The 20,533-nt window shown below is 39.8% G+C and carries 17 protein-coding genes and 1 pseudogene; 10 read left to right on the top strand and 8 right to left on the bottom strand.

The annotated features are described in order from the left end of the window. Positions 1-419: 419 nt before the first annotated feature. The 4 genes and pseudogenes from PSF67_RS15115 to tnpA form a co-directional block, all read left to right on the top strand. Positions 420-1,016, top strand: a complete 597-nt coding sequence (locus tag PSF67_RS15115; protein WP_272677242.1) for a 2OG-Fe(II) oxygenase — start codon at positions 420-422, stop codon at positions 1,014-1,016. A 165-nt stretch (positions 1,017-1,181) separates the two neighbouring features. After that, entirely contained in the window at positions 1,182-1,982 is an 801-nt protein-coding gene (locus tag PSF67_RS15110; protein ID WP_272677241.1) for a hypothetical protein, read from the top strand. Positions 1,983-2,071: 89 nt separating this feature from the next. Next, entirely contained in the window at positions 2,072-2,344 is a 273-nt protein-coding gene (locus tag PSF67_RS15105; protein ID WP_272677239.1) for a hypothetical protein, read from the top strand. Positions 2,345-2,490: 146 nt separating this feature from the next. Next, positions 2,491-2,732, top strand: a pseudogene (tnpA, locus tag PSF67_RS15100) (IS200/IS605 family transposase); the annotation flags it as partial. 1 nt (position 2,733) lies between these two features. Here the strand turns inward: tnpA and prfH are convergent. Then, the gene (prfH, locus tag PSF67_RS15095; RefSeq protein ID WP_272677238.1) at positions 2,734-3,339 is read right to left on the bottom strand and encodes a peptide chain release factor H; all 606 of its coding nucleotides are present in this window, start codon (positions 3,337-3,339) and stop codon (positions 2,734-2,736) included. Then, positions 3,339-4,472 (bottom strand): RNA ligase RtcB family protein, encoded by a 1,134-nt coding sequence (locus PSF67_RS15090; RefSeq protein ID WP_272677237.1) that lies wholly within the window; start codon positions 4,470-4,472, stop codon positions 3,339-3,341. The genes prfH and PSF67_RS15090 overlap by 1 nt, the downstream gene beginning before the upstream one ends. A gap of 563 nt (positions 4,473-5,035) precedes the next feature. On the opposite strand from PSF67_RS15090, the gene PSF67_RS15085 reads away from it, so the two are divergent. Next, positions 5,036-5,179: a Hok/Gef family protein gene (locus tag PSF67_RS15085; RefSeq protein WP_112308132.1), complete on the top strand. Its 144-nt coding sequence runs from the start codon at positions 5,036-5,038 to the stop codon at positions 5,177-5,179. A 151-nt stretch (positions 5,180-5,330) separates the two neighbouring features. Here PSF67_RS15085 and PSF67_RS15080 read toward each other — a convergent pair whose 3' ends face one another. From PSF67_RS15080 to PSF67_RS15065, 4 genes are all read right to left on the bottom strand, one after another. Then, positions 5,331-7,049, bottom strand: a complete 1,719-nt coding sequence (locus tag PSF67_RS15080; protein WP_272677236.1) for an amidohydrolase — start codon at positions 7,047-7,049, stop codon at positions 5,331-5,333. A gap of 101 nt (positions 7,050-7,150) precedes the next feature. After that, positions 7,151-8,503: an APC family permease gene (locus PSF67_RS15075; RefSeq protein WP_102139894.1), complete on the bottom strand. Its 1,353-nt coding sequence runs from the start codon at positions 8,501-8,503 to the stop codon at positions 7,151-7,153. A 927-nt stretch (positions 8,504-9,430) separates the two neighbouring features. Further along, the gene (gene rarD, locus PSF67_RS15070; protein ID WP_102139895.1) at positions 9,431-10,324 is read right to left on the bottom strand and encodes an EamA family transporter RarD; all 894 of its coding nucleotides are present in this window, start codon (positions 10,322-10,324) and stop codon (positions 9,431-9,433) included. A 157-nt stretch (positions 10,325-10,481) separates the two neighbouring features. Further along, a complete protein-coding gene (locus PSF67_RS15065; RefSeq protein WP_102139896.1) occupies positions 10,482-10,952 on the bottom strand; it encodes a thioesterase family protein in 471 nt (156 codons plus the stop codon). Between the two features lie 156 nt (positions 10,953-11,108). Here PSF67_RS15065 and pldA point away from each other — a divergent pair, with 156 nt between their 5' ends. The 5 genes from pldA (at position 11,109) to PSF67_RS15040 (ending at position 16,841) form a co-directional block, all read left to right on the top strand. Then, positions 11,109-12,002, top strand: coding sequence for a phospholipase A (gene pldA / locus PSF67_RS15060; RefSeq protein ID WP_166263963.1), 894 nt, complete (start codon positions 11,109-11,111; stop codon positions 12,000-12,002). A 110-nt stretch (positions 12,003-12,112) separates the two neighbouring features. Further along, positions 12,113-13,939 carry an ATP-dependent DNA helicase RecQ gene (gene recQ / locus PSF67_RS15055; RefSeq protein WP_272677233.1) on the top strand — a complete coding sequence of 609 codons (1,827 nt, stop codon included), beginning with the start codon at positions 12,113-12,115 and terminating at the stop codon, positions 13,937-13,939. Positions 13,940-13,959: 20 nt separating this feature from the next. Further along, positions 13,960-14,955, top strand: a complete 996-nt coding sequence (pldB, locus tag PSF67_RS15050; RefSeq protein ID WP_272677232.1) for a lysophospholipase L2 — start codon at positions 13,960-13,962, stop codon at positions 14,953-14,955. Between the two features lie 13 nt (positions 14,956-14,968). Beyond that, complete coding sequence (gene yigL / locus PSF67_RS15045; RefSeq protein ID WP_210843082.1) at positions 14,969-15,781, top strand: sugar/pyridoxal phosphate phosphatase YigL; 813 nt, start codon at positions 14,969-14,971, stop codon at positions 15,779-15,781. A gap of 256 nt (positions 15,782-16,037) precedes the next feature. Then, on the top strand, positions 16,038-16,841 hold the full coding sequence (locus PSF67_RS15040) for an SEL1-like repeat protein (RefSeq protein ID WP_102139902.1): 804 nt from the start codon (positions 16,038-16,040) through the stop codon (positions 16,839-16,841). A gap of 3 nt (positions 16,842-16,844) precedes the next feature. Here PSF67_RS15040 and PSF67_RS15035 read toward each other — a convergent pair whose 3' ends face one another. Together PSF67_RS15035 and mscM are read right to left on the bottom strand one after the other, a co-directional pair. Further along, the gene (locus PSF67_RS15035) at positions 16,845-17,183 is read right to left on the bottom strand and encodes a hypothetical protein (RefSeq protein WP_102139903.1); all 339 of its coding nucleotides are present in this window, start codon (positions 17,181-17,183) and stop codon (positions 16,845-16,847) included. A gap of 8 nt (positions 17,184-17,191) precedes the next feature. Continuing rightward, a complete protein-coding gene (gene mscM / locus PSF67_RS15030; RefSeq protein ID WP_102139904.1) occupies positions 17,192-20,533 on the bottom strand; it encodes a miniconductance mechanosensitive channel MscM in 3,342 nt (1,113 codons plus the stop codon).

Genomic DNA, 20,533 nt, shown 5'->3' with positions numbered 1-20,533 from the left:
ATAAAGAATTACCGGTAATAGAAACTAGCAAAATACTTCAGGTAATAAGTGACCACATTGCCGCTTTCAAACAACCTGAAGAAACTAACTGTGGTATAGATATGTTCATGGATATTGAGCGTAATGCACCTAATCTAACATTTTCTTTTGATTATGTACTTAGAGGGTGAGTATGACAGAGTTAATGTTATAATTTTGTTCAAGAAATATACTGGTATAAGGTACTTATCTTTATGGGTACCTTGCTAATATTTTGGCCGTAGTTGCTATAATTGATATATTTCCTACATGAAAACAAAGACTTTTTCAGTTAAAAACATTGATTCAATCATTTAATCATCAAGATTCACGTTTTTTATTTTAATTTTTTCCGATAATAAAGTATAAAATCTTACCTAATAACCATTCTTATATTCATCATGTCTATCAATAAACTCATTGATTCACTTTCCTCACAAGGTTGGTATGTGTGGAACGATTTTCTGACCTTGTCAGATATTAAAACGATAAAACAATGCATACCAAACACATTGCAAGATGCACGTATTGGGCATAGAGATTCATTACAAGGTAATAAAGCTATTCGCGCTGATCAAACTATCTGGTTAGAGCCTGAAATGGGGGCGCCTATCACCCATTATCTCGATAAAATGGAGCAGATAAGGCAAGAGTTAAACTGCCAGCTTTATCTAGGACTACGTGATTTTGAAACACATTTCTGCCGTTATCCTAATGGTGGATTTTATAAAAAGCATCTTGATAACCCAAGAGGACAAGGGCGTCGTAAGGTGACTACTGTTTTATATATGAATGAAACATGGCAAATAGGAGATGGCGGTGAACTTGTTGTCTACGATAAAGAAAACAATCAACTGTTTGAATTAGAACCACGGGCTGGCCGAATGATTTTTTTCATGTCTGAAGAATTTCCACATGAAGTGTTACCGACTCAACAAAAACGAGAAAGCATTGCTGGTTGGTTTTTAATAGAAAAAAATTCCAGTTATAAATATTAATTTCTCACCTCCGAGAATAGGTGGGAAATTAATGAAATGGCATGTTTTTAAATTTAATAAAAATACTTTTATTATTAAATTAAAGTTGTTAGTATTATTTGGAATTTATCGTTAAGATTAATTATTATTTATTTGTCATTTTAAATGTGAATGTAACGGAGATATATGAAAAGTAAAATAGAAAATATTAAAAAACAATTGGGAATAAGGTTAAACAATATAGAGTTAATGGTTTCTAGAGTGGAGTCAAATATTGGTGAGCTAGAAAAAGTCAGCAATAGCGTAAATAAAATAATAAAAACAAATGAACAGAGCCTAAAAGGAAATCTGTTGGATAATATATCTCATGTATATGCAAAAAGTAAAAAAATGTTGAGTGTTTATAAATTGGATAAAAATAGGTTATTTGAATCATTTGAAAATAATTACAATGTTTTGTTAACTAATCTTAAAAACAATTCAATACACATGAGAATGTTAGAAGGAAATAATAAAAAGGAATTAGAGGAGTCCTTAAAAGACTATAAATCCATAAAGGATAGTCCAAAACCAAGTTATAATAGGCCAGCAATGGAAACTAAAATTAGATTAGGTACAAAAGCAATTCATTTCCTAGGGGGAAATAATGAATATATCAATAAATATAGCTATATAGTGCACGCTAATCTAAAAAAGCTTGATGAGGCTATTAGAGACTTTGATTCCTATTCGGCTGAAGTCTATATAGGGTTAGTAAATGAAAGATTAGAATATATAAAAAATACAGAGACTATAGATAGTATTGACGATAATATCAATGTCAGTAGTGCTCAAAGTGATACTGAGAGTATTTTAGGAGAGCAGACTTCAGCTTTCGCGCATAGTGATAGTTTGGGTGTATCTCAAGGGGGTACTGTATTTGAACTAGGGCCACGCAATTTAGTACCTAATATGAATTGGAGGCAAAAAGGACCAGCATTAATTTAATTTTCATATAATCTAATGGCTATATAAATCAACTATATTAAATCATTTCTACTAATATTACTTATGACGAGTAAATAATAAGGGAAAACATGACTAACAAAACTAATATCATGAATGAAACGAGCTATTCTGATAAGTTTGGTTTTAAACCAAATAAAGGAATTAGTTTACAAGAGTATATGAAAGAAACAACTACGAAACTAGAAAAACTTTGGGCGAAAGAAACAAAGAATAATTTTTCTAATGAAGATTTACTAACGCAGAATATAAATTATTTTTCATCTCAAGAGTTTGGTTTTTTAATAGATAAAAATTCTGAATATAATGATAAAGTCCTATGTCATCAGATTATTAGTGATTGATTCTATGTTTCAGCCGCGTTAGCGTCTTAAACATAAAACTACCTGCTTTGCGGGGGAAGTCAAAGGGTTATACCAAGAAAAACACCTTTTCGTTACGATATAGATGTTCAAGCTAATATTCGTAACCTAAATGAGGAAAGGTGTTTATGGGCATTAAAGTACAAAGTTCAGCACATACAACGTGGCTGTGTAAATATCATATCGTCTTTTCGCCGAAATTCAGACGGAAAGTGATTTTTAATAATATCCGTTCAAGTGTGGATGTGATTTTACGAGACCTTTGTCAGTATAAAGGTGTTGAATAATCGAAGGTTATCTCGTGCCTGAATATGTTCATATGTTAGTCAGTATTCCCCCAAAGCTAAGCGTTTCAAGCTTTATGAGCTATTTTAACGTTTAAACTCATGTCCTGAAAAAATGATTGCCGCATTTCCTCGCTCAATTTGATAATGGGAATGATGGCGTTGTTTATCCAGATCATTAAGTTGTTGTGACTGGTGTTCATTCAGTTTCCATTGAATTAACTGTTTCGCAAGCTTCTTGTTAGCGTGTTGGCTACGCTCAGATTGCACTTTGACAGTGATCCCCGTGGCTACATGCTTCGCTCTAACCGCAGAGGACGTTTTATTAACATGCTGCCCCCCCGCCCCTTGCGCTTTGGTAAACTCAAATTCAATTTCACTTTCTTCGATAGGTTGAACTGGGGAAAATTGAGTTACACTTAAGAACCAGTTTTTTCGTTTATGCCGTGGCCGAATAGGGCTTTGGCATTGCCACTGGATCGTACCACACCAATTGCTTGCTAAAGGTTCAGCACCCGCACCCTCTAAGCAAACTAGGGCCGACTTCAGCCCTTTTTTAGATGGAAAAGACTCTAAGACATCATAAGTGACATGATATTTTTTAGCCTCTTGCAAAAAGCAGGCAAGAGCCTTTTCGACAGCAATACAGCACTCTTCCGGCCCTTGAGCTGAGGAGAATTGTAATAAGATCATTAACAGTCTCCACTGGTTTTGTATGTGATGATGGGTCTAAGGCGTGCAACCACTTGAATGACACCAATATTCACCATACTTTCAATTACAGTATCAATAGATTTATAAGATTGTGGAGCTTCTTCATAAATCAATTGTTTGTTTGCACAGATAACACGGCTACCTAGAGCCGTTCTTGATAATTGAATTGGTGTATATTTATGCGATAAACGCCCTTTACACTCAGTTCTCATCCATTTACGCCCAGCGCCGTGAGCAAGAGAATTCAGACAAACTTCATTCGGTTGTGGGGAAACCAGATAACTGTAATCACCTCGAGAACCAGGGATAACGACTAGCCCGCGATCTGATGGTGTGGCGCCTTTTCGGTGTATCCATCCATCAATACCATTAACTTTGCAGGCTTCAACTAGGTTATGACTGAGGTCGAGCATGCGTTTACCCTTTGATTTAACTTGTTGCAGCATACGTAAACCGATCATCTGACGATTTAGCTGGGCAAAATTCAAGGCATTCTGATGTGCTTCCAGATAATCTTTTGCATCTTGAGTATTGTCTATAAGCCCATTATGACTATGCTTTTCTACATGCTGGCGAAGGATTGATTGGCCCAAACCACGAGAGCCACTGTGAACTAATAACAGTAATTGTTGTTTATCCAAACCGCTCATACTGAATAATTCTGTATTTAATATTTCGTCAACAGCTTGAAATTCAGCAAAATGATTTCCACCGCCAATAGAACTTAATGATGACATAAAATCATGTGATTGCATGTTATTTGGAACATGCTCTTCAAGCCATGATAAAGGCGCATGATCTGGCATCTCAGAAAGTTGTTTTTCGAGCTTATCGAGGTTAACTTTCGATTTTTTAAGATCAGTTTGGAACAGCGCCATTCCGCAGCCGATGTCATTGCCAACTAACGCGGGATAAAAGCGCTTGGTAGAGAAAAATGCCGCGCCAATCGGGTATCCTCGACCTGGATGAAGATCAGGCATGCCGACAACAGATACCATATCAGGTAAGCTTGCAGTTGTTTGTAATTGTTGGATTGCTTTACTTTCAATCCATGTAGACCCTGTGGCGATATAGCTAACTTGCTGATCCACAGTATGTAAGGTATTGCCCATAAGCTATTAACTCATTTTTAATTGAAAAATAAGGTGAATTAGCAGGCAAAATTAAGAAAATAGATTAACTAACGAGAGTGGCTATTTCTGAGTGTGCCCGCAAAGAGTTTGATTAGTTGTTGTCATGGTAAACCTCCTTGCAGTTAGTAGATGAATAGAAAACGTTGCGGATACTAACGGTAACTTTTTTCTTTTGCAAGCGCAATTTTTAAAATTGCGGATTTTTAGTCTTTTTCTGAAGTTAATATATAAAAACAATATAGAAACAAATAATTTAAATCTATTAATGATATTTTATTTAATAATGTTCAAATAAATAAATAAATAATTAGATGATTAGATTTATATTTTTATTTATTTTAATGGAATTAATCGTGAGTGAAATATAAAAGTTTGTTATTATTTTTGCGGGTGCTTGAGCCTTTCTGGTTTAAGCATATTAAGTTGGAAAAAACGTTTGGATCAGAAATGAAAAAGCCCCGTTAGCTATTATTAACCAACGAGGCCCAAACCTAACCCGACAGTTAGGATTGTGCCTCTTAACCATTAAGAGGTCAAGGGAAATGAGCAAGTTCGCAGTGATTGCGTTTGTTTCAGCGTGTATTACCGTGTTTAGTATTTCAGTACTAATGCGAGACAGACTTTGTCTAATTGTCATTAGTCATGGAAATACAGTTGTTCAAACAACGTTTTCTTACGAAGAGTAATGTTGCTTTACGAGGGAATTTATTCCCTCGTAATTTCCCGATTTAATTGTGAGTATTAAGGTTTGGAATTAAGTGCCCAATTAAAAACACCCCAAGATATTATTTAATCTTTGGGGTGTTTATTTAATTAATTATTTGAATAATTAAATTATTAAGCAATATGTACAGTTTTTCCGCCAATAATTGTGCGTAATACTTTTACATTCTCAATATCATCAGCTGGGATCTCAAATACATTACGATCCAGCACGATCATATCTGCAAATTTTCCAGCTTCTAATGAGCCAAGTACATCTTCACGGTGCTGTGCATAAGCGGAGTCTATCGTAGCAGAGCGCAAAACTTCAATTACCGTTAAGTCTCGGTCATTATCCAGCCTCGGTGCTTTTTGGCCATTAATATCACGGCCACGGCGTGTTGCTGCCACTTTTAAGTCATACCACTCGTCGAAATCATCGATTGGCCAGTCACTACCAAATGCAACAACCGCGCCCGCGTCAACAAATTTAGCGATGGGTTCAAGTTGCTCAAAACGTTCATCACCGAGCATTTTTTTCTCAAAAGCGGCGAGTTCTGGCGTTGGAGCGGCCCACTGGAAAGATAAGCAAGCGATGGTTTTCAAACGCGCAAAACGTGCATAGTCATCGGCATGGACTAATTCATTGTGAGCGAGTCCTGGGCGAATATCTTTTTCTGGGTGTGCAGCTCGCATTTTTTCTATCGCATCTAAAACGATGGAAACGGCGCCTTCACCTACAGTATGCAAGTGAGGGTCATAGCCCGCTGCGGCAATTTTTTCCATTAATTCATCAAGAATCTCAGCCGTGAAATACAAATCACCGTAGTTATCGGTTTCTACCCAATTTGGCGCGTCATCCGTGCCCTGATTGATGCGGTATGGCTGCAATAACGACGCTGTCATCGTTGGAAATTGCATGACACCATCAACAAACATTTTAATATTATTTAAGCCAATACCTGGGGTTGGTATCCAATCGGCTTGGTGCCATTTTTTGGCAAATGCAACGGCTTTATCCACAGCTGCTGCTACTGAGGCAACATCAGGTGTTTCATCTGGGGTAATTTCACGAGCTGCTTGGAAGCGGATCGTCAAGTCGCCACGTTGCTGTAATTGAGAAAAGGCTTCAAGCTGTTGTTCTGAAACGCGGGCATCCATCACCATAGTCACACCTTGCTGATTAAGTACTTTCTGTACTAATTCAGCAACTTCAATAGCTTGGTCGTCACGAATTGAAGGAATGCTATCGGCAGCACGCATAGCTGGCGCGTCTTCAAGGATACCGTTCAACTCGCCATTCTCGTATTTACCAATCTTACCATCGGGTGGCTCAGGCGTATCTTTGGTGATACCAAATAATTCGAGTGCACGGCTATTTGCGAGTAATGTATGGCAGTCATTTGAAAATAATACGACAGGGCGTTTTGTATTGAGCTTGTCCATATCTTCACGGTACATATCAACACCCGCAGGGATCATACCTTGGCGTAGCCATGCTGTGACTTTGAGCCAATCATTTTCCCCTGTACGAGGGTCTTTATCGAGGTGATCTTGTACACGCGCTAAAATTTGGTCGATAGTTAACGATTCATAATTTAAATGACAACCGAAGAGTTGAATACCGCCCCAAAAAGGGTGCATATGGCCATCAATGATGCCAGGCATCATCATTTTGCCTTCGAGATCGATACTCTCTGTTTCAGGGCCAACATATTGATGAAGTTCATCAGAGGTGCCTGCGGCAAGAATGTAACCATCACGAACAGCAACCGCATCGACAACGCGATTTTTATCATCTGCGGTATATATATAACCGTTAAAATAAATAACGTCAGCTAATTGATTATTCATTGTAAACCGTCTGTATCAGTGGTGCTTTGGTGGCACCAGCGCTAAAAAAACAACGGGGAAGGCAAGTGCTCCCCCGTAATCATTTATAAGACTTGAAATGCTTAGTTAATAATCATTTCAGTTTCATCGTCAGAGATTGCAGGTGGACGACGAGTAAAACCATGGGTCAGAAGTGCTAAGTAAATTGCACCTGCGGCTAGCCACCATAAACCCACTTTAAAGGCTTCGCTATCAAGGCTTGTCCATAACCATAATGTTAGGATAACACCAATAGAAGGCATAATCAGGCAAGTGATAATTTTTGTATTATCCAGCGGTGCTTTACGGTCAATATAAAAATGTTTAATGACCGATAAATTCACAAAAGTAAACGCAATTAAGGCACCGAAACTGATCATTGAGGCGACCATGCTGAGTGAAAGCACCAATGAGAGTAATGACGCTAGCGCAACAAAAATAATCGAGTAAATCGGTGTGTTGAGTTTTGGATGCAAATAGGCAAACAGCGAACGTGGTAACACGCCTTCACGGCCCATCGCATAGAAAATACGCACAATACTGGCTTGTGAGGTCATTGCTGAGGCAAATACACCAATAACATAAGCGGTGATAAAGCTAGATGCCATCATCGCACCACCCACTTGTTTCATTACCGCAAGGCTAGCAATATCGGTATTAGGAATAAAATCCTGCCACATTGGGTAAACCAGATGCGCACCATAGGAGATGACGACAAACAGGGTACCTGCGATAAACACGGTGTATAAGATAGCTTTGGGTAACGCACTACGCGCATCTTTGGTTTCTTCTGCCATGGTGGAGATCGCATCAAATCCAAGGAAGGCTAAACAGAGTACCGCAGCACCTGCAAATAACCCAGATACTTGTTCTGACATGACCGTAATCGGTGCTAATAAAGCATCAGTATCCAATACAAATGAAGTTTTGAAACTCAAGTATAGGAACACGGCAATAAAGATAAATTGCATTAAAATGATTAGCATATTCATTGAGGAAACTAATTTAATTCCCAAAATATTCATAATGCTAACAATTGTAATTGTGCTGCAAATAATCACATACATTGGGATATCGGGGAACGCTTCGTGAACAAAGATCCCAATCGCAATGTAGTTAATAATAGGTAGAAAGAGGTAATCTAGCAGTTGTGCCCAACCCACTAAAAACCCGAGTGTGCCGCCAAAGGTTTTTTGCACATATGAATAAGCAGATCCTGAAAGCGGAAGTGCGCTTGTCATACGGCAATAACTCATGGCAGTGAAAAAGACAGCAGCTAATGTAATTAAATAAGCGATAGGCAGATGGCCTTCACTTAATACAGTCACTTGTCCATAGGTGGTGAAAATTCCGAGTGGCACCATATAAGCCAGCCCGAAAAAAACTAACGCAGGCACGGTCAGTACGCGTTTCATTTGAACGGTATTCTGTTGCATTTTTAAGCCCTTCCCAAAAGCCCTTAACAACGTCAACTCTGTCTGAATGTTCAGGCCGAGTGAACCTAAAATGCAGCCGTACTCGTCATACTTCGAATCACAACGTTGTTGGCTTCACTCGTTCGCACTAGTCACATACTTTTGTATGCTCCTAGCGACTCTCTTGCTTGCCGCCTAGTTGTGTTTTCGAACTATTTAGAGTCGAACTCGTCATACTTCGAATTACAATGTTGTTGGCTTCACTCGTTCGCACTAGTCACATACTTTTGTATGCTCCTAGCGACTCTCTTGCTTGCCGCCTAGTTGTGTTTTCGAATTATTTAGAGTCTTAACGCTACATGATTGTATAAAATTAAATTTTAGAACCGTCTGCATTCAATTTCAGAAAACCTCGCACCAGGACATTTTTCAAATGAAATGTCATCGTGCGCACTTTAATGAAACGTCAGTGATGAATCGGACCATCACCATCCGCTGGGGTGAATACAAGCGGCGTACAATATAATTACCAAGTTCCTATTAAGCAATCATTAATTGAAAAAAATAAACAACTACTTTTATTTCAAAGGGTTGTTTGATGGATATGTTTATTAATTGAAGTGGATTTAAGATAAGTTAAATGATAGCCATTATGTATAGAAAATCAAGATGAAATTTTGTTGTTTAACTTGTTGATTATTTTGGCTAAATTTATTTTTCTTCAATGACATATATAGATAAGAACAAAGAGATTTAATTTAAGCTTAATTTAGTACAAGGTAGATGAGGAATTGGGTATTTAATTAAATAGCCTGTTTGCATTAATTAATTTAACTATTTAAGTTCCATATAATGAAACACCGACTTCGTTTAAAATATAAAACGAGAGTCGGTATTTAATATTAGCGCTATTTATCGGCTATCTGAATTTCTGAAAACCATTATCCGTTATTTTCTTCTCAGTTTTTGCTGAGTATATAAAGCATCTAATGTAAATAAAATTAATGCAACCCAGATAAACCCAAAAGTGACTAACAATTCAGATGTCATGACTTCACCGTACACAAAGACGGCAAGTAAGAACATAATACTTGGCCCCATATATTGGAAAAAGCCTAGAGTTGAAAGTCTTAAATGGTTAGCGGCTTCTGTAAAGAGTAACAGTGGCACCGTAGTAATTACCCCTGCGGCAATTAGCAGGGCATTCAAATGCCAATCATTCATTGCCATATCGCTAGTTGGACTATCTGCAAAAAATAATAAGAAGATTATACCGACAGGAAGAAGCCAAAGTGTTTCGAATGTCATTCCTGTTTGTGCATCGACACCTAATTTTTTGCGTAATAAGCCGTAGGTGGCAAATGTAACAGCCAAACTTAGCCCTATCACAGGTACTGAGCCAAATTGCCATAGCTGGATCAAGACACCCGTTAATGCAAGACCAACAGCAATCCACTGCATACGACGAAAACGTTCTTGTAAAAATAACATTCCAAACAGTACGTTAACTAGTGGGTTAATAAAGTAGCCTAAGCTAGCTTGTAGCATATAACCATTATTAACTGACCAAATATAAATTAACCAGTTACAAGCAATCGTCGTTGCAGTCACACCAAGAACTAATATTTTCTTTGGTTGCTTCAGTACTTGGCGGACATAGCTCCAATGCCTTGAAACGGTTAATAATAAAATCATAAAGAAAAATGACCAAATAATACGATGAGTCAGAATTTCTTCTGCGGGCACTTCTTGGATGCTTTTAAAATAAATAGGTGCGACACCCCAAATAAAATAGGCGCCTAAGGCACATAACACGCCTTTGGTAGTATTTTGCTGGCTCATTGTTGGCTCTGAAATTGAATTAAAGACTAAAAGAAACTTATACAGAGAGACCGAGCCGACTTAAGCGGCTCGATTTTTGATACCACTAATGTGACATTGCTCAGGTTTTTTTACAAGTTATTAGTTTAGCAGGTGACTAATTATTTATATTCTATTTCTACCCAACTAGATAAGTTGCCGTTGCTGTCGCAATATGTTGATTATTTTCATTATGAAGCTCACAGCGGGTAACGGCTATTTTATTACCGTCTCTTAATAAGCTGGCACTGGCGGTAAAAAGTTGGCCTCGACCGGGGCGTAAATAATCAACTCGTAGGTCAATTGTCCCCATACGGGACATTTTGTCGACAATCTCAGTATGGGTTAATGGGTTAATTCGCTGCAAAATACGGTTAATGCACACCATGCCCCCTGCAACATCTAAAATCGAAGCGATCACACCGCCATGTAGGATGTTTTGAGTGAAATTACCAATTAATTGCTGACGATTCTCAATGCTAAGCTGAACAAAATCATCATTTAGACTCATTAATTTAATACCAAGTAGCTGGTTAAATGGCATTTTATAAATAAAAGCATGGCTCATTAACTCACTGGCTTCTTCTAAAGTATAAGTACGGTCATTCATCGTTTTCATCCTTTAAAAATATGTAAATAATAAGTTAACATTATGTGTAAATGATGTCTCTAACAAACGAATGAATAATCTTTCAACAGTTATTCAGTTTTGTGTGTAAAATAGGACAAACTTTTTTTTGGACGATGTTGAAAATAGGAATGACTAATGCGCGCTTTACCGATTTTGTTAAGTGCAGTGCTCAGCTTTTGGTCTGCTTCACTGTTTGCAGCCGAAAATACAGATATTCAGCCTGTTGACGATGTAAAAAATACCCTACCAATTCGTGGTAGCATCATTTCAGGGTTACTACAGCACCACGATAACCCATTTGTATTGTACCCGTATGAATCGAATTACATCATTTATACCTATACTTCATCGATGAATAAAAATGCGATTTCTAGCTACAATTGGGGTGATGATGCGTTAAAGGATGAAGTTAAATTTCAATTAAGTTTAGCTTTTCCTTTATGGGCGGGTATTGCTGGTGATGACTCTATTTTAGCCGTTTCTTATACTCAACGTTCTTGGTGGCAGTTAAGTAATAAAAAAGAGTCTTCACCATTTAGAGAAACCAACTATGAGCCTCAAGTGTTTGTTGGCTGGCTAACCGATTACCAATTTGCGGGTTGGACGTTACGTGAGTTTGAAACGGGCTTTAACCACGAGTCAAATGGGCGTTCAGAACCAACCTCTCGCAGCTGGAACCGAGTATATGCGAGAGCGATGGCGCAAAATGGTAACTGGCAAGTTGACCTTAAACCTTGGTACCGCATTCATGAAAGTGAAGGGCGAGATGATAATTCCGATATTACCAAATATATGGGCTACTATCGCTTAAAAGTAGGGTATGCATTGGGAGACAGCGTATTTACTACAACTGGGCGTTATAACTGGAATACGGGTTATGGTGGCGCCGAGTTGGGGTGGAGCTATCCAATTAGTAAACATGTGCGTTTTTATACCCAGTTGTTTAGCGGATATGGCGAGTCGATGATAGACTACAATTATCGCCAAACACGTTTTGGTATCGGTGTTATGCTAAACGATATGTTGTAATGGAAGAAAAACTCAGTTCTCTATTTAGTTCTGAGTTGTATACCAAGTCATAAATCAACAAATTCGCTGCTCAATTGGGCAGCGACTTGTTTTATCGATTGAGGAAGTTTGTGTCCACTGCTTGCGTCATTAACCAACTTTCATTGGCTGAAAATGTGCTCAATAGTACATTTGGTTATCAGTCATTTCGCCCTGGGCAAGATGCCGTCATTGGGGCTATCCTGGATAACCGTGATTGCTTAGTGTTAATGCCAACTGGGGGCGGGAAATCCCTTTGCTATCAAGTTCCTGCTTTAGTTAAAGAGGGCGTCACACTGGTCGTTTCGCCATTAATATCATTAATGAAAGACCAAGTTGACCAATTGCGGTTACATGGGGTTAATGCTGCGTGTTTAAATTCATCGCAAACGTCACAAGAGCAGCGCCAAATCATGGAAATGTGCAGCCAAGGGGAAATAAAACTACTGTATGTTGCCCCTGAAAGGTTGTTAACTGACTATTTTCTAAGCCAATTAGCAGGATGGAATATCACCTTGCTAGCGGTGGATGAAGCCCACTGTATTTCCCAATGGGGACATGATTTTCGCCCTGAATATCGCGCACTAGGCCAATTACGGCAATCATTGCCCAATGTACCCGTGATGGCGCTAACCGCGACTGCGGATGAAACCACTCGTGCAGATATTATTCGTTTATTAGAGCTACATGAGCCACTCGTCCATGTGAGTAGCTTTGATAGGCCAAATATTCGTTATACCTTAGTCGAAAAATATAAGCCGTTAGACCAACTTTGGTTTTTTATTAAAGGCCAAAAAGGTAAAGCGGGTATTGTTTATTGTAATAGTCGCAATAAGGTTGAAGAAACGACAGAGCGCTTGCAAAAACGCGGCTTAAGTGTCGCAGCTTACCATGCAGGGTTAGACGCTGCACAACGTGAATGGGTACAAGACGCATTTCTAAAAGATAACTTACAAGTTGTTGTGGCGACAGTCGCTTTTGGAATGGGAATTAACAAATCAAACGTTCGCTTTGTCGCTCATTTCGATATTCCGCGTAATATCGAAGCGTATTATCAAGAAACAGGGCGAGCAGGGCGCGACGGTGTTGAAGCCGAAGCCATTTTATTTTATGACCCAGCCGATATGGCATGGTTACGTCGTTGTCTTGAAGAAAAGCCAGCGGGTATGCAGCAAGATATTGAACGACATAAGCTGAATGCTATCGCGGCTTTTGCAGAAGCGCAAACCTGCCGTCGTTTGGTGCTACTTAATTATTTTGGTGAAAATCGTCAGCAACCTTGTGGTAACTGTGATATTTGCTTAGATCCACCAAAACAGTACGATGGGTTAGTGGATGCGCAAAAAGCGCTGTCTTGCATTTATCGTGTTGGTCAGCGCTTTGGTATCGGCTATATTGTAGAGGTATTGCGTGGTGCGAATAATCAGCGTATCCGCGAATTAGGTCATGATAAATTGCCTGTTTACGGTATTGGCAAAGAGCAAACGAATGAACACTGGGTCAGCGTGATCCGTCAACTGATCCATTTGGGAATGATCACCCAGAATATTACGCATTTTTCAGCGCTTCAATTAACTGAGGCTGCAAGGCCTATATTACGGGGTGAAGCGACACTGAAACTCGCCGTTCCGCGTGTTTTAGTGGTAAAAAGTCGTAATCAACAAAACAAAATTTATCATGGCAATTATGATAAAAAGCTCTTTGCGAAACTGCGTAAACTGCGTAAATCCATTGCAGATGAAGAAAATATTCCGCCATTTGTGGTGTTTAATGATGCAACATTGATTGAAATGGCTGAGCATACTCCGACTTCATCAGCTGAATTATTGTTAATTAATGGTGTTGGCGAACGCAAACTCGAACGTTTTGGGGTGGCATTTATGGCACTTATCCAAGACCATCTTGAAGGTTATGAATGAATAAATAAGGAAGCTGTTGGATGACGCCTGAATACCTAAAAGAGAGTTGGCTGAATCGAGAAACTCAATTTTCTGCTTTTACAAATGGCCCACTTTTAGATTTCTGGCAACAACGTGAAGAATCTCAATTTATAGGTGTTGATGATATTCCCATTCACTATGTCCGTTTTATTCATCCCAAGCATCACAAAGCAATTGTCATTTCACCAGGGCGCAGTGAAAGCTATGTAAAGTACCCGGAAGTGGCTTATGATTTTTATCATTTAGGCTATGATGTTTTTATTATTGATCATCGAGGCCAAGGCCGATCAGGGAGAATGTTAGCGGATCCTCAAAAAGGCCATGTTGAAAAGTTCACTGATTACATTGATGATTTTGAAAAGTTCATTGAGCTTGAAGTTAAATATCGGCATTATCCAAAATGTTACGCGTTAGCTCACTCAATGGGGAGCGCTATCTTAGCAGGGTATTTATTACGAGATAACGTCACATTTGATGCAGCAACCTTATGTGCACCGATGATTGGAATTAATCTACCGATGCCTCGTTGGATGGCGAGCTTTATTGTTGATAGAGCCGAATCTCGCGAAAGTGTCCGTAATGACTATGCGGCTTCTACGGGGAAATGGCAGCCGTTACCTTATTTAATCAACGTATTAACACACAGCCCGGAGCGTTATCGGCGTTACTTACGCTATTATGCCGATTATCCCGAATTGCGCTTAGGTGGGCCAACTTACCACTGGTTACGTGAAAGTTTTGTGATTGGCGATGAGCTAATTGCGAAAGCGGGAGAAATTGATGTACCACTGATGGTGTTGGAAGCCAGTGAAGAAAAAGTGGTCAGCAATAAAGAGCTACAAGCTTTTTGTCAAAGCAGGCAAAAAGCGCAAATAGGACGAGAAGAAAAATTACCTCTCATTATTGAAGGGGCACACCATGAAATCCTATTTGAAGTGGATGCATTAAGAGCGATGGCGCTCAATGCTATCTGTGATTTTTTTGAGCAGTATTAGTTAGGGTTTGAATATGAAATATCCTGTAGTTGCTTCCGATTTAGATGGGACACTGTTATCTCCCAATCATGACTTAACGTCTTATACAAAAGACACCTTGAAACAGCTAGTGACTTCGCAAGATGTGCATTTTGTGTTTGCAACAGGTCGTCACCATGTGGATGTTGCTCAAATCCGTGATGGTTTAGGCATCGACGCGTATATGATCACATCTAACGGCGCACGGATCCATAATACTCGCGGTGATTTAATTTTTGAGCACAATGTTGATCCTCAAATTGCTCACGAGTTGTGTTTGATGGAATTTGATAACACTGAACTTATCACTAACTACTACCATGGTGATGATTGGTTTATCAACCGTGAAAGCCCTGAACAAAAAGAATTTTTTAAAGAATCGGTATTTAACTATCAGTTATTTGATCGCCATGATTTTGTCACTTCTGAGGTCTGCAAGGTTTACTATACTAGTGAAGACCATGACTTGCTGGTGGATTTACAGCAGCGCATTCAAGCACGTTGGCAAGATAAAGTGAATGTCACGTTTTCACTGCGTAGCTGCTTAGAAGTTATGGCTGGTGCTGTTTCTAAAGGTGAGGCTCTGAAGCAAGTTGCGGCACTACATGGCTATACCCCGAGTGATAGTATTGCTTTTGGCGATGGCATGAATGACAAAGAAATGCTGACGATGGCTGGAAAAGGCTGCATCATGCAAAATGCTCATCAATTGCTAAAAGATGCGTTACCGCACATGGAAGTCATTGGTTCGAATAGTGATGATGCTGTTGCTCGTTATCTGAGAAATAAATACCTTAATAACGCATAATTTATTTTGTTATTTGAAATAGAGAAACCAGATAGGCAATATGTTTATCTGGTTTTTTATTATCTCAATTAGATGAAAAACGTAAGTTCCCATAGCGAAAATGCAGCGAAACGTGCTTTTTGTGAAATTTAGGCCATTTTTCCTATTTTTTCTGACAAAAAGTAAATTTAAACTAGGGGGATGAGTGTTTAGGTCGATATTAATGGATAGCACTGTTTTCACAGTTTGCATATTGCACTGTTGAGGGTTCCTTAGGATGAAAAGAATTGCGTTAGTATTGTTGTTGGGCTCGATTTGTTATAGTTCCGTTTTAACCGCTAAACCTACCCCTGTGCCAGCACCGGCAACAGCAGCACAAGAACCCTCGATTGAACAAATTACGCAGTTAGCACAAAAAGGTGATCCTAAAGCCCAATTCCAGCTAGGTGAACGTTATTTTAAAGGGTTAGGTGTTTCTCAAGACTCTAAAGCAGCGGCTGAGTGGTTTATCAAGGCAGGAAACCAAGGGAATTCAGATGCGCAATTCCGTCTTGGCACTATGTTTGTAAATGGTTTTGGTGTACGTCGTGATTATGACAAAGCGATGCTATGGTATGAGCAAGCTGCAGAACAAGGTGATACCCGAGCTGAAACCAATATGGCGATGATGTATGCGCAAGGCCTAGGTGTCACTCAAAATTTAGAAAAAGCGGCATTTTGGTTTAGAAAAGCAGCGCAAGGCGGAAATATACTTGCTCAATTCCAAATAGGCCAAATGTACTCGATTGGCAGTGGCGTTGATTTAGATGATGAAAAGGCGGTGTTTTGGTTTAGAAAAGCTGCAAAACAAAAAGATGCGAAGTCTCAAGACCGCTTAGGCGTCATGTACTCTGAAGGACGCGGCGTGAAGAAAAACTTGCAGCAAGCCTACGCATGGCTTGCAACTGCAGTGTTCAGTGGCAACGCAGAAAGTCATCGTCTACAAAATAAGATAGCGGCTCAGTTAAGCCCTGAAGAATTACAGCAAGCACAAAAGTTAGCAGAAGATTATATTAAATCGTACGGTTTTAAAGCCAGCTAATGATTAAGCGGATGTGTGGGATACGATTTTGTATCCCACTAGTATGACAACAGACAGTACAAGATAGCACCAAGAAAGCCGATAAAAACGGTTGTTTCCCCAGCCTCGACGAATAGCTAGCTGTTGCTGTTGCGATGATAGCTTGCCACAAAGTACACGAAACCCAACGATATAAACTGCACAATATACTTGCCAGAGGTACAGTGTATTAAATGCAAAAGCTTTCCCAACAATTAATAAGATAATTAATGGAATTAAAAAGAATAAAATCGACCCAACACGTTCAAGTTGGGTGATCTTTAACATCACTAACTCATCTTTATCATCTGATTTTAATGGCATAATACGGCTTACAGTTCCCCTGATTTACGACTTGGATTACGTCCTGAAAGATTGTTTGTCGCACTTTGTAGCGAATTATCACGGACATCCACCCTTGCTTGGAATGGTGGGAATGGCAAGGTAATCCCTTGTTCAGCAAAGGAAACTAAGATGTTTTGGTGAATTTCATGGCGCGCAGGTAACCGGTGGCCCATCTCAGCAGCATAGACCCGTAATTCGAAAATTTGAATACCTTGTTGTAAATCAACTAGATAAACCTCTGGTGCAGGGTTATCTAAGATCATGGTAGAGCGTTTAGCTGCCCGTAAAATGGTATCTGTTACCAGTTCACTATTGGCGTCAGAAGGGGCAGGAATGGTCATTACAATACGAGTGATCGTGTCAGAAAGTGACCAGTTAATAAACTGTTCAGTAATAAACGCCTTATTTGGCACAATAATTTCTTTTCTGTCCCAGTCTGTCAGCGTCGTGGCACGGGTGTTGATCTTGGTAATACTCCCCGTTAAGTTACGGATAGTTACGGTATCTCCAATTCGGATCGGTTTTTCAAATAAGATCATCAACCCTGAGATAATATTGGCGAAAATTTCTTGTAAACCGAAACCAAGCCCGACCCCCATTGCCGCAACAAGCCATTGTAGTTTTGACCACTCAATCCCTAACATAGAGAAGCCAACAATGGTTCCGATAATAGTAATCGTATATTTTGTTAATGTACTGATGGCGTAGCCGGTACCGGGTGTTAAATCCAAATGTTGGAGTACGGCCAGCTCAAGTAAAGCGGGTAAGTTACGAACTAATTGGGCGGTAACGATAATAGTCAAAATGGCAATGAAAATAGAGCCCATGGTGATAGCTTGTACGGTATCAACGCCATTAACCGTTGATGTTACATCCCATAAGCGAATATTTTCAAGGAAAGAGAATGCGGTATGTAGCTCGGACCACAGCCAAATCAATGAAACCAAGGCAATCATAGTTAAAATAGAACGAACTAACCCAACGGATTGGGTACTGATGGCATCTAAGTCGATAACCTGCTCTTCGATATCAATATTCCCTTCACTACTAGCGTTTGCTTGCTGGTTATCGTCCTCACCTTTAGCACGTTGCGCTAATATCTCAGCACGACGCTGTTTTGCCCGCTCAAAGGCTAATTTACGGCGCTGCATCGACATCCAACGGCGAATCGTATGATAAACGATAAGAATGACAAACCAAATGGCGACAGAGGTTTCTAAGCGCGCTAGTAAGGCTTGTGAGGTTGAAAAATAACCTAAAATGGAGAAAAACCCAGCAACAATAGGTGCGAGTAATATCATCCACCACAATGCTTTATTAACAATATTTTCACCGGACCCATGTCTATCTAAATAGAGAGGGATCTGTGAGCGACGTAAGTTATTGGTAATTAAGCTAAGTGCGACACATAAAAAGATAAAACAGAAACGGCCAATACTGGCTGCAAATTCTCTGTCGCTATAATGTTCAAAAGTAATAATTGCCATGACTAATGGGACGATGACAAAAATAGCCATTCGGTAATAGCGCATCGCACGTTTAACAGAGTCTCTATCCCAACCGAAGTGAGAAATAAACAACCCTGTAGGGCGAGAGAACGTTTCGCTGATCATAAATAGCCACAGCAACGGTGTCGTGGCGCTAACGCCATAGCCAATGGCAGCGGCCATCGGGAACTGCCAGGCACTTTGTAAGCCATAACCGATGGCAGACCACATCATAGGGAGAGGAAGTGCGACAATAATTGACCAGAAAATAGTACGAATGGTTAAGTAAAACCGGTCTTGTGTCACCTTACCAATACGTAAACTGGAACGGTCAAGAAATGCTTGGTAGTGCTTGCGAGTACTGATACTGAAAATGACTAAGGCTATTGAACCGAGAAGATACAAAAAGGTATCTTGGGTCGTTACCATAATACGCAGTGCGCCAGCCAGTTGAGATAAAGTATCCAGTGAGAGTAATTGAGTAATATCAGTTACTAACATGACCGGGTAGCTGATGCTGATTGGTGGAACATCTGCAACCCAGAAAAGATAACGGTTTGAAGCGTCTTTGACCTCTTTCAATGCATCGGTCAATTGCCCTGTAGCGACATTGAGTTTCGTCAGCTCTAACATTTCGGCATCGAGACCCGAAATTAAAGAGGTTAGCAGCTCACGACGAGTTTTAATCAATGACTGATAAACTTGCACTTGAGCCGTATTGAGCTCATTAGCGGTTTCTTGCTCGGTTGTATCTATTTTACTTAGTCTATCGAGGCTATCTTCATAATTTAAGCGTTGAACACGTAAATCAGCCATTTCACGATCAAGTTGCTGGCTTTTTGGAATATCCGGTAAACGAGAAAGCTGTGTTCGGAGTGCTTCCCCTAATGTACTTGAGCTGCTTATCCACTGAGCTTGCTCGCGAATAGTTGTGAGTGCTTGGCGAGCATCACGGATACTCGTTGATATTTCGGCTTGGCTATTGGTAATTGCGCTCATACGCTGTGCTTGAGCGGTTAATTCCTGAGACATTTTGCGATTAATATCAAGCTGCTCAGTTAAAAATGGGGTCAGCTCACCTTGCGCAGCCAACATTTCTGTATGTTCTAACGCTAAAATTGCTTTTTGTTGGCGTTGGGTATTTTGGAAATCACGCAGGTTTTGCAACTCAAGTTCCATACGTTGATAGCGTTTTTTGTATAATTCCAACGTAAGGCGTGAGATTTCTTGGCGGTTATTCGCCGAAAGCTGCGCCATCTCTAGTTCATTAACTGTTGATTTGCGAGCGCTTACTTCGGCTTGAGCCAACGTATATTGGGCATCGGCTAATGGCGTTGATGGTGTACTCAGAGACTGAAAACGCGAGGAGGCATCAGTGAGTAAACGTCTGGCTTCAGAAAGTTGTTGTGGCAGAATACTGAGTGATTCACTGATTTCGCGGCCTTTATCTTGCTCTTGTTGAGTTAAGCGGCTTTGATCAAGTAATTGGCTGCTAAGCTGAATAATGCGTTGTTCAAGTTCACCTAAGCTGATACCAACCGGTATAGGGGCGGGCTCATCACTTTCATTGAGTATTTTTTGTCTTATTTCTTTGATAATTCTAGGGAAGTTATCAATAGCTTCTTGATAAGACTTGGCTTTTGCATCGGAATCGCGTGTCTCACTCATCCAATTTAGCGCACCTTGCAATGCTTGCGCTATCTCTGCATCTTTAGGATTGGTGCTTGACTCGAGTTGTTTGAGCTCCTGCTTAATCTGTGCTTCGTCCTGCGCTGCAGTCGGCGCTGCAACGGAAGAGAAAACGATTAACAGGCTAAGAAAAAAACTGATAATCACACGCAC

Origin of the sequence: Providencia sp. PROV076 (assembly GCF_028483405.1) — a bacterium.
Classification (GTDB): Bacteria; Pseudomonadota; Gammaproteobacteria; order Enterobacterales; family Enterobacteriaceae; genus Providencia; species Providencia huaxiensis.
Note: the sequence above shows the minus strand (reverse complement) of the source record. Positions and strands in the feature narration are given on the sequence as shown.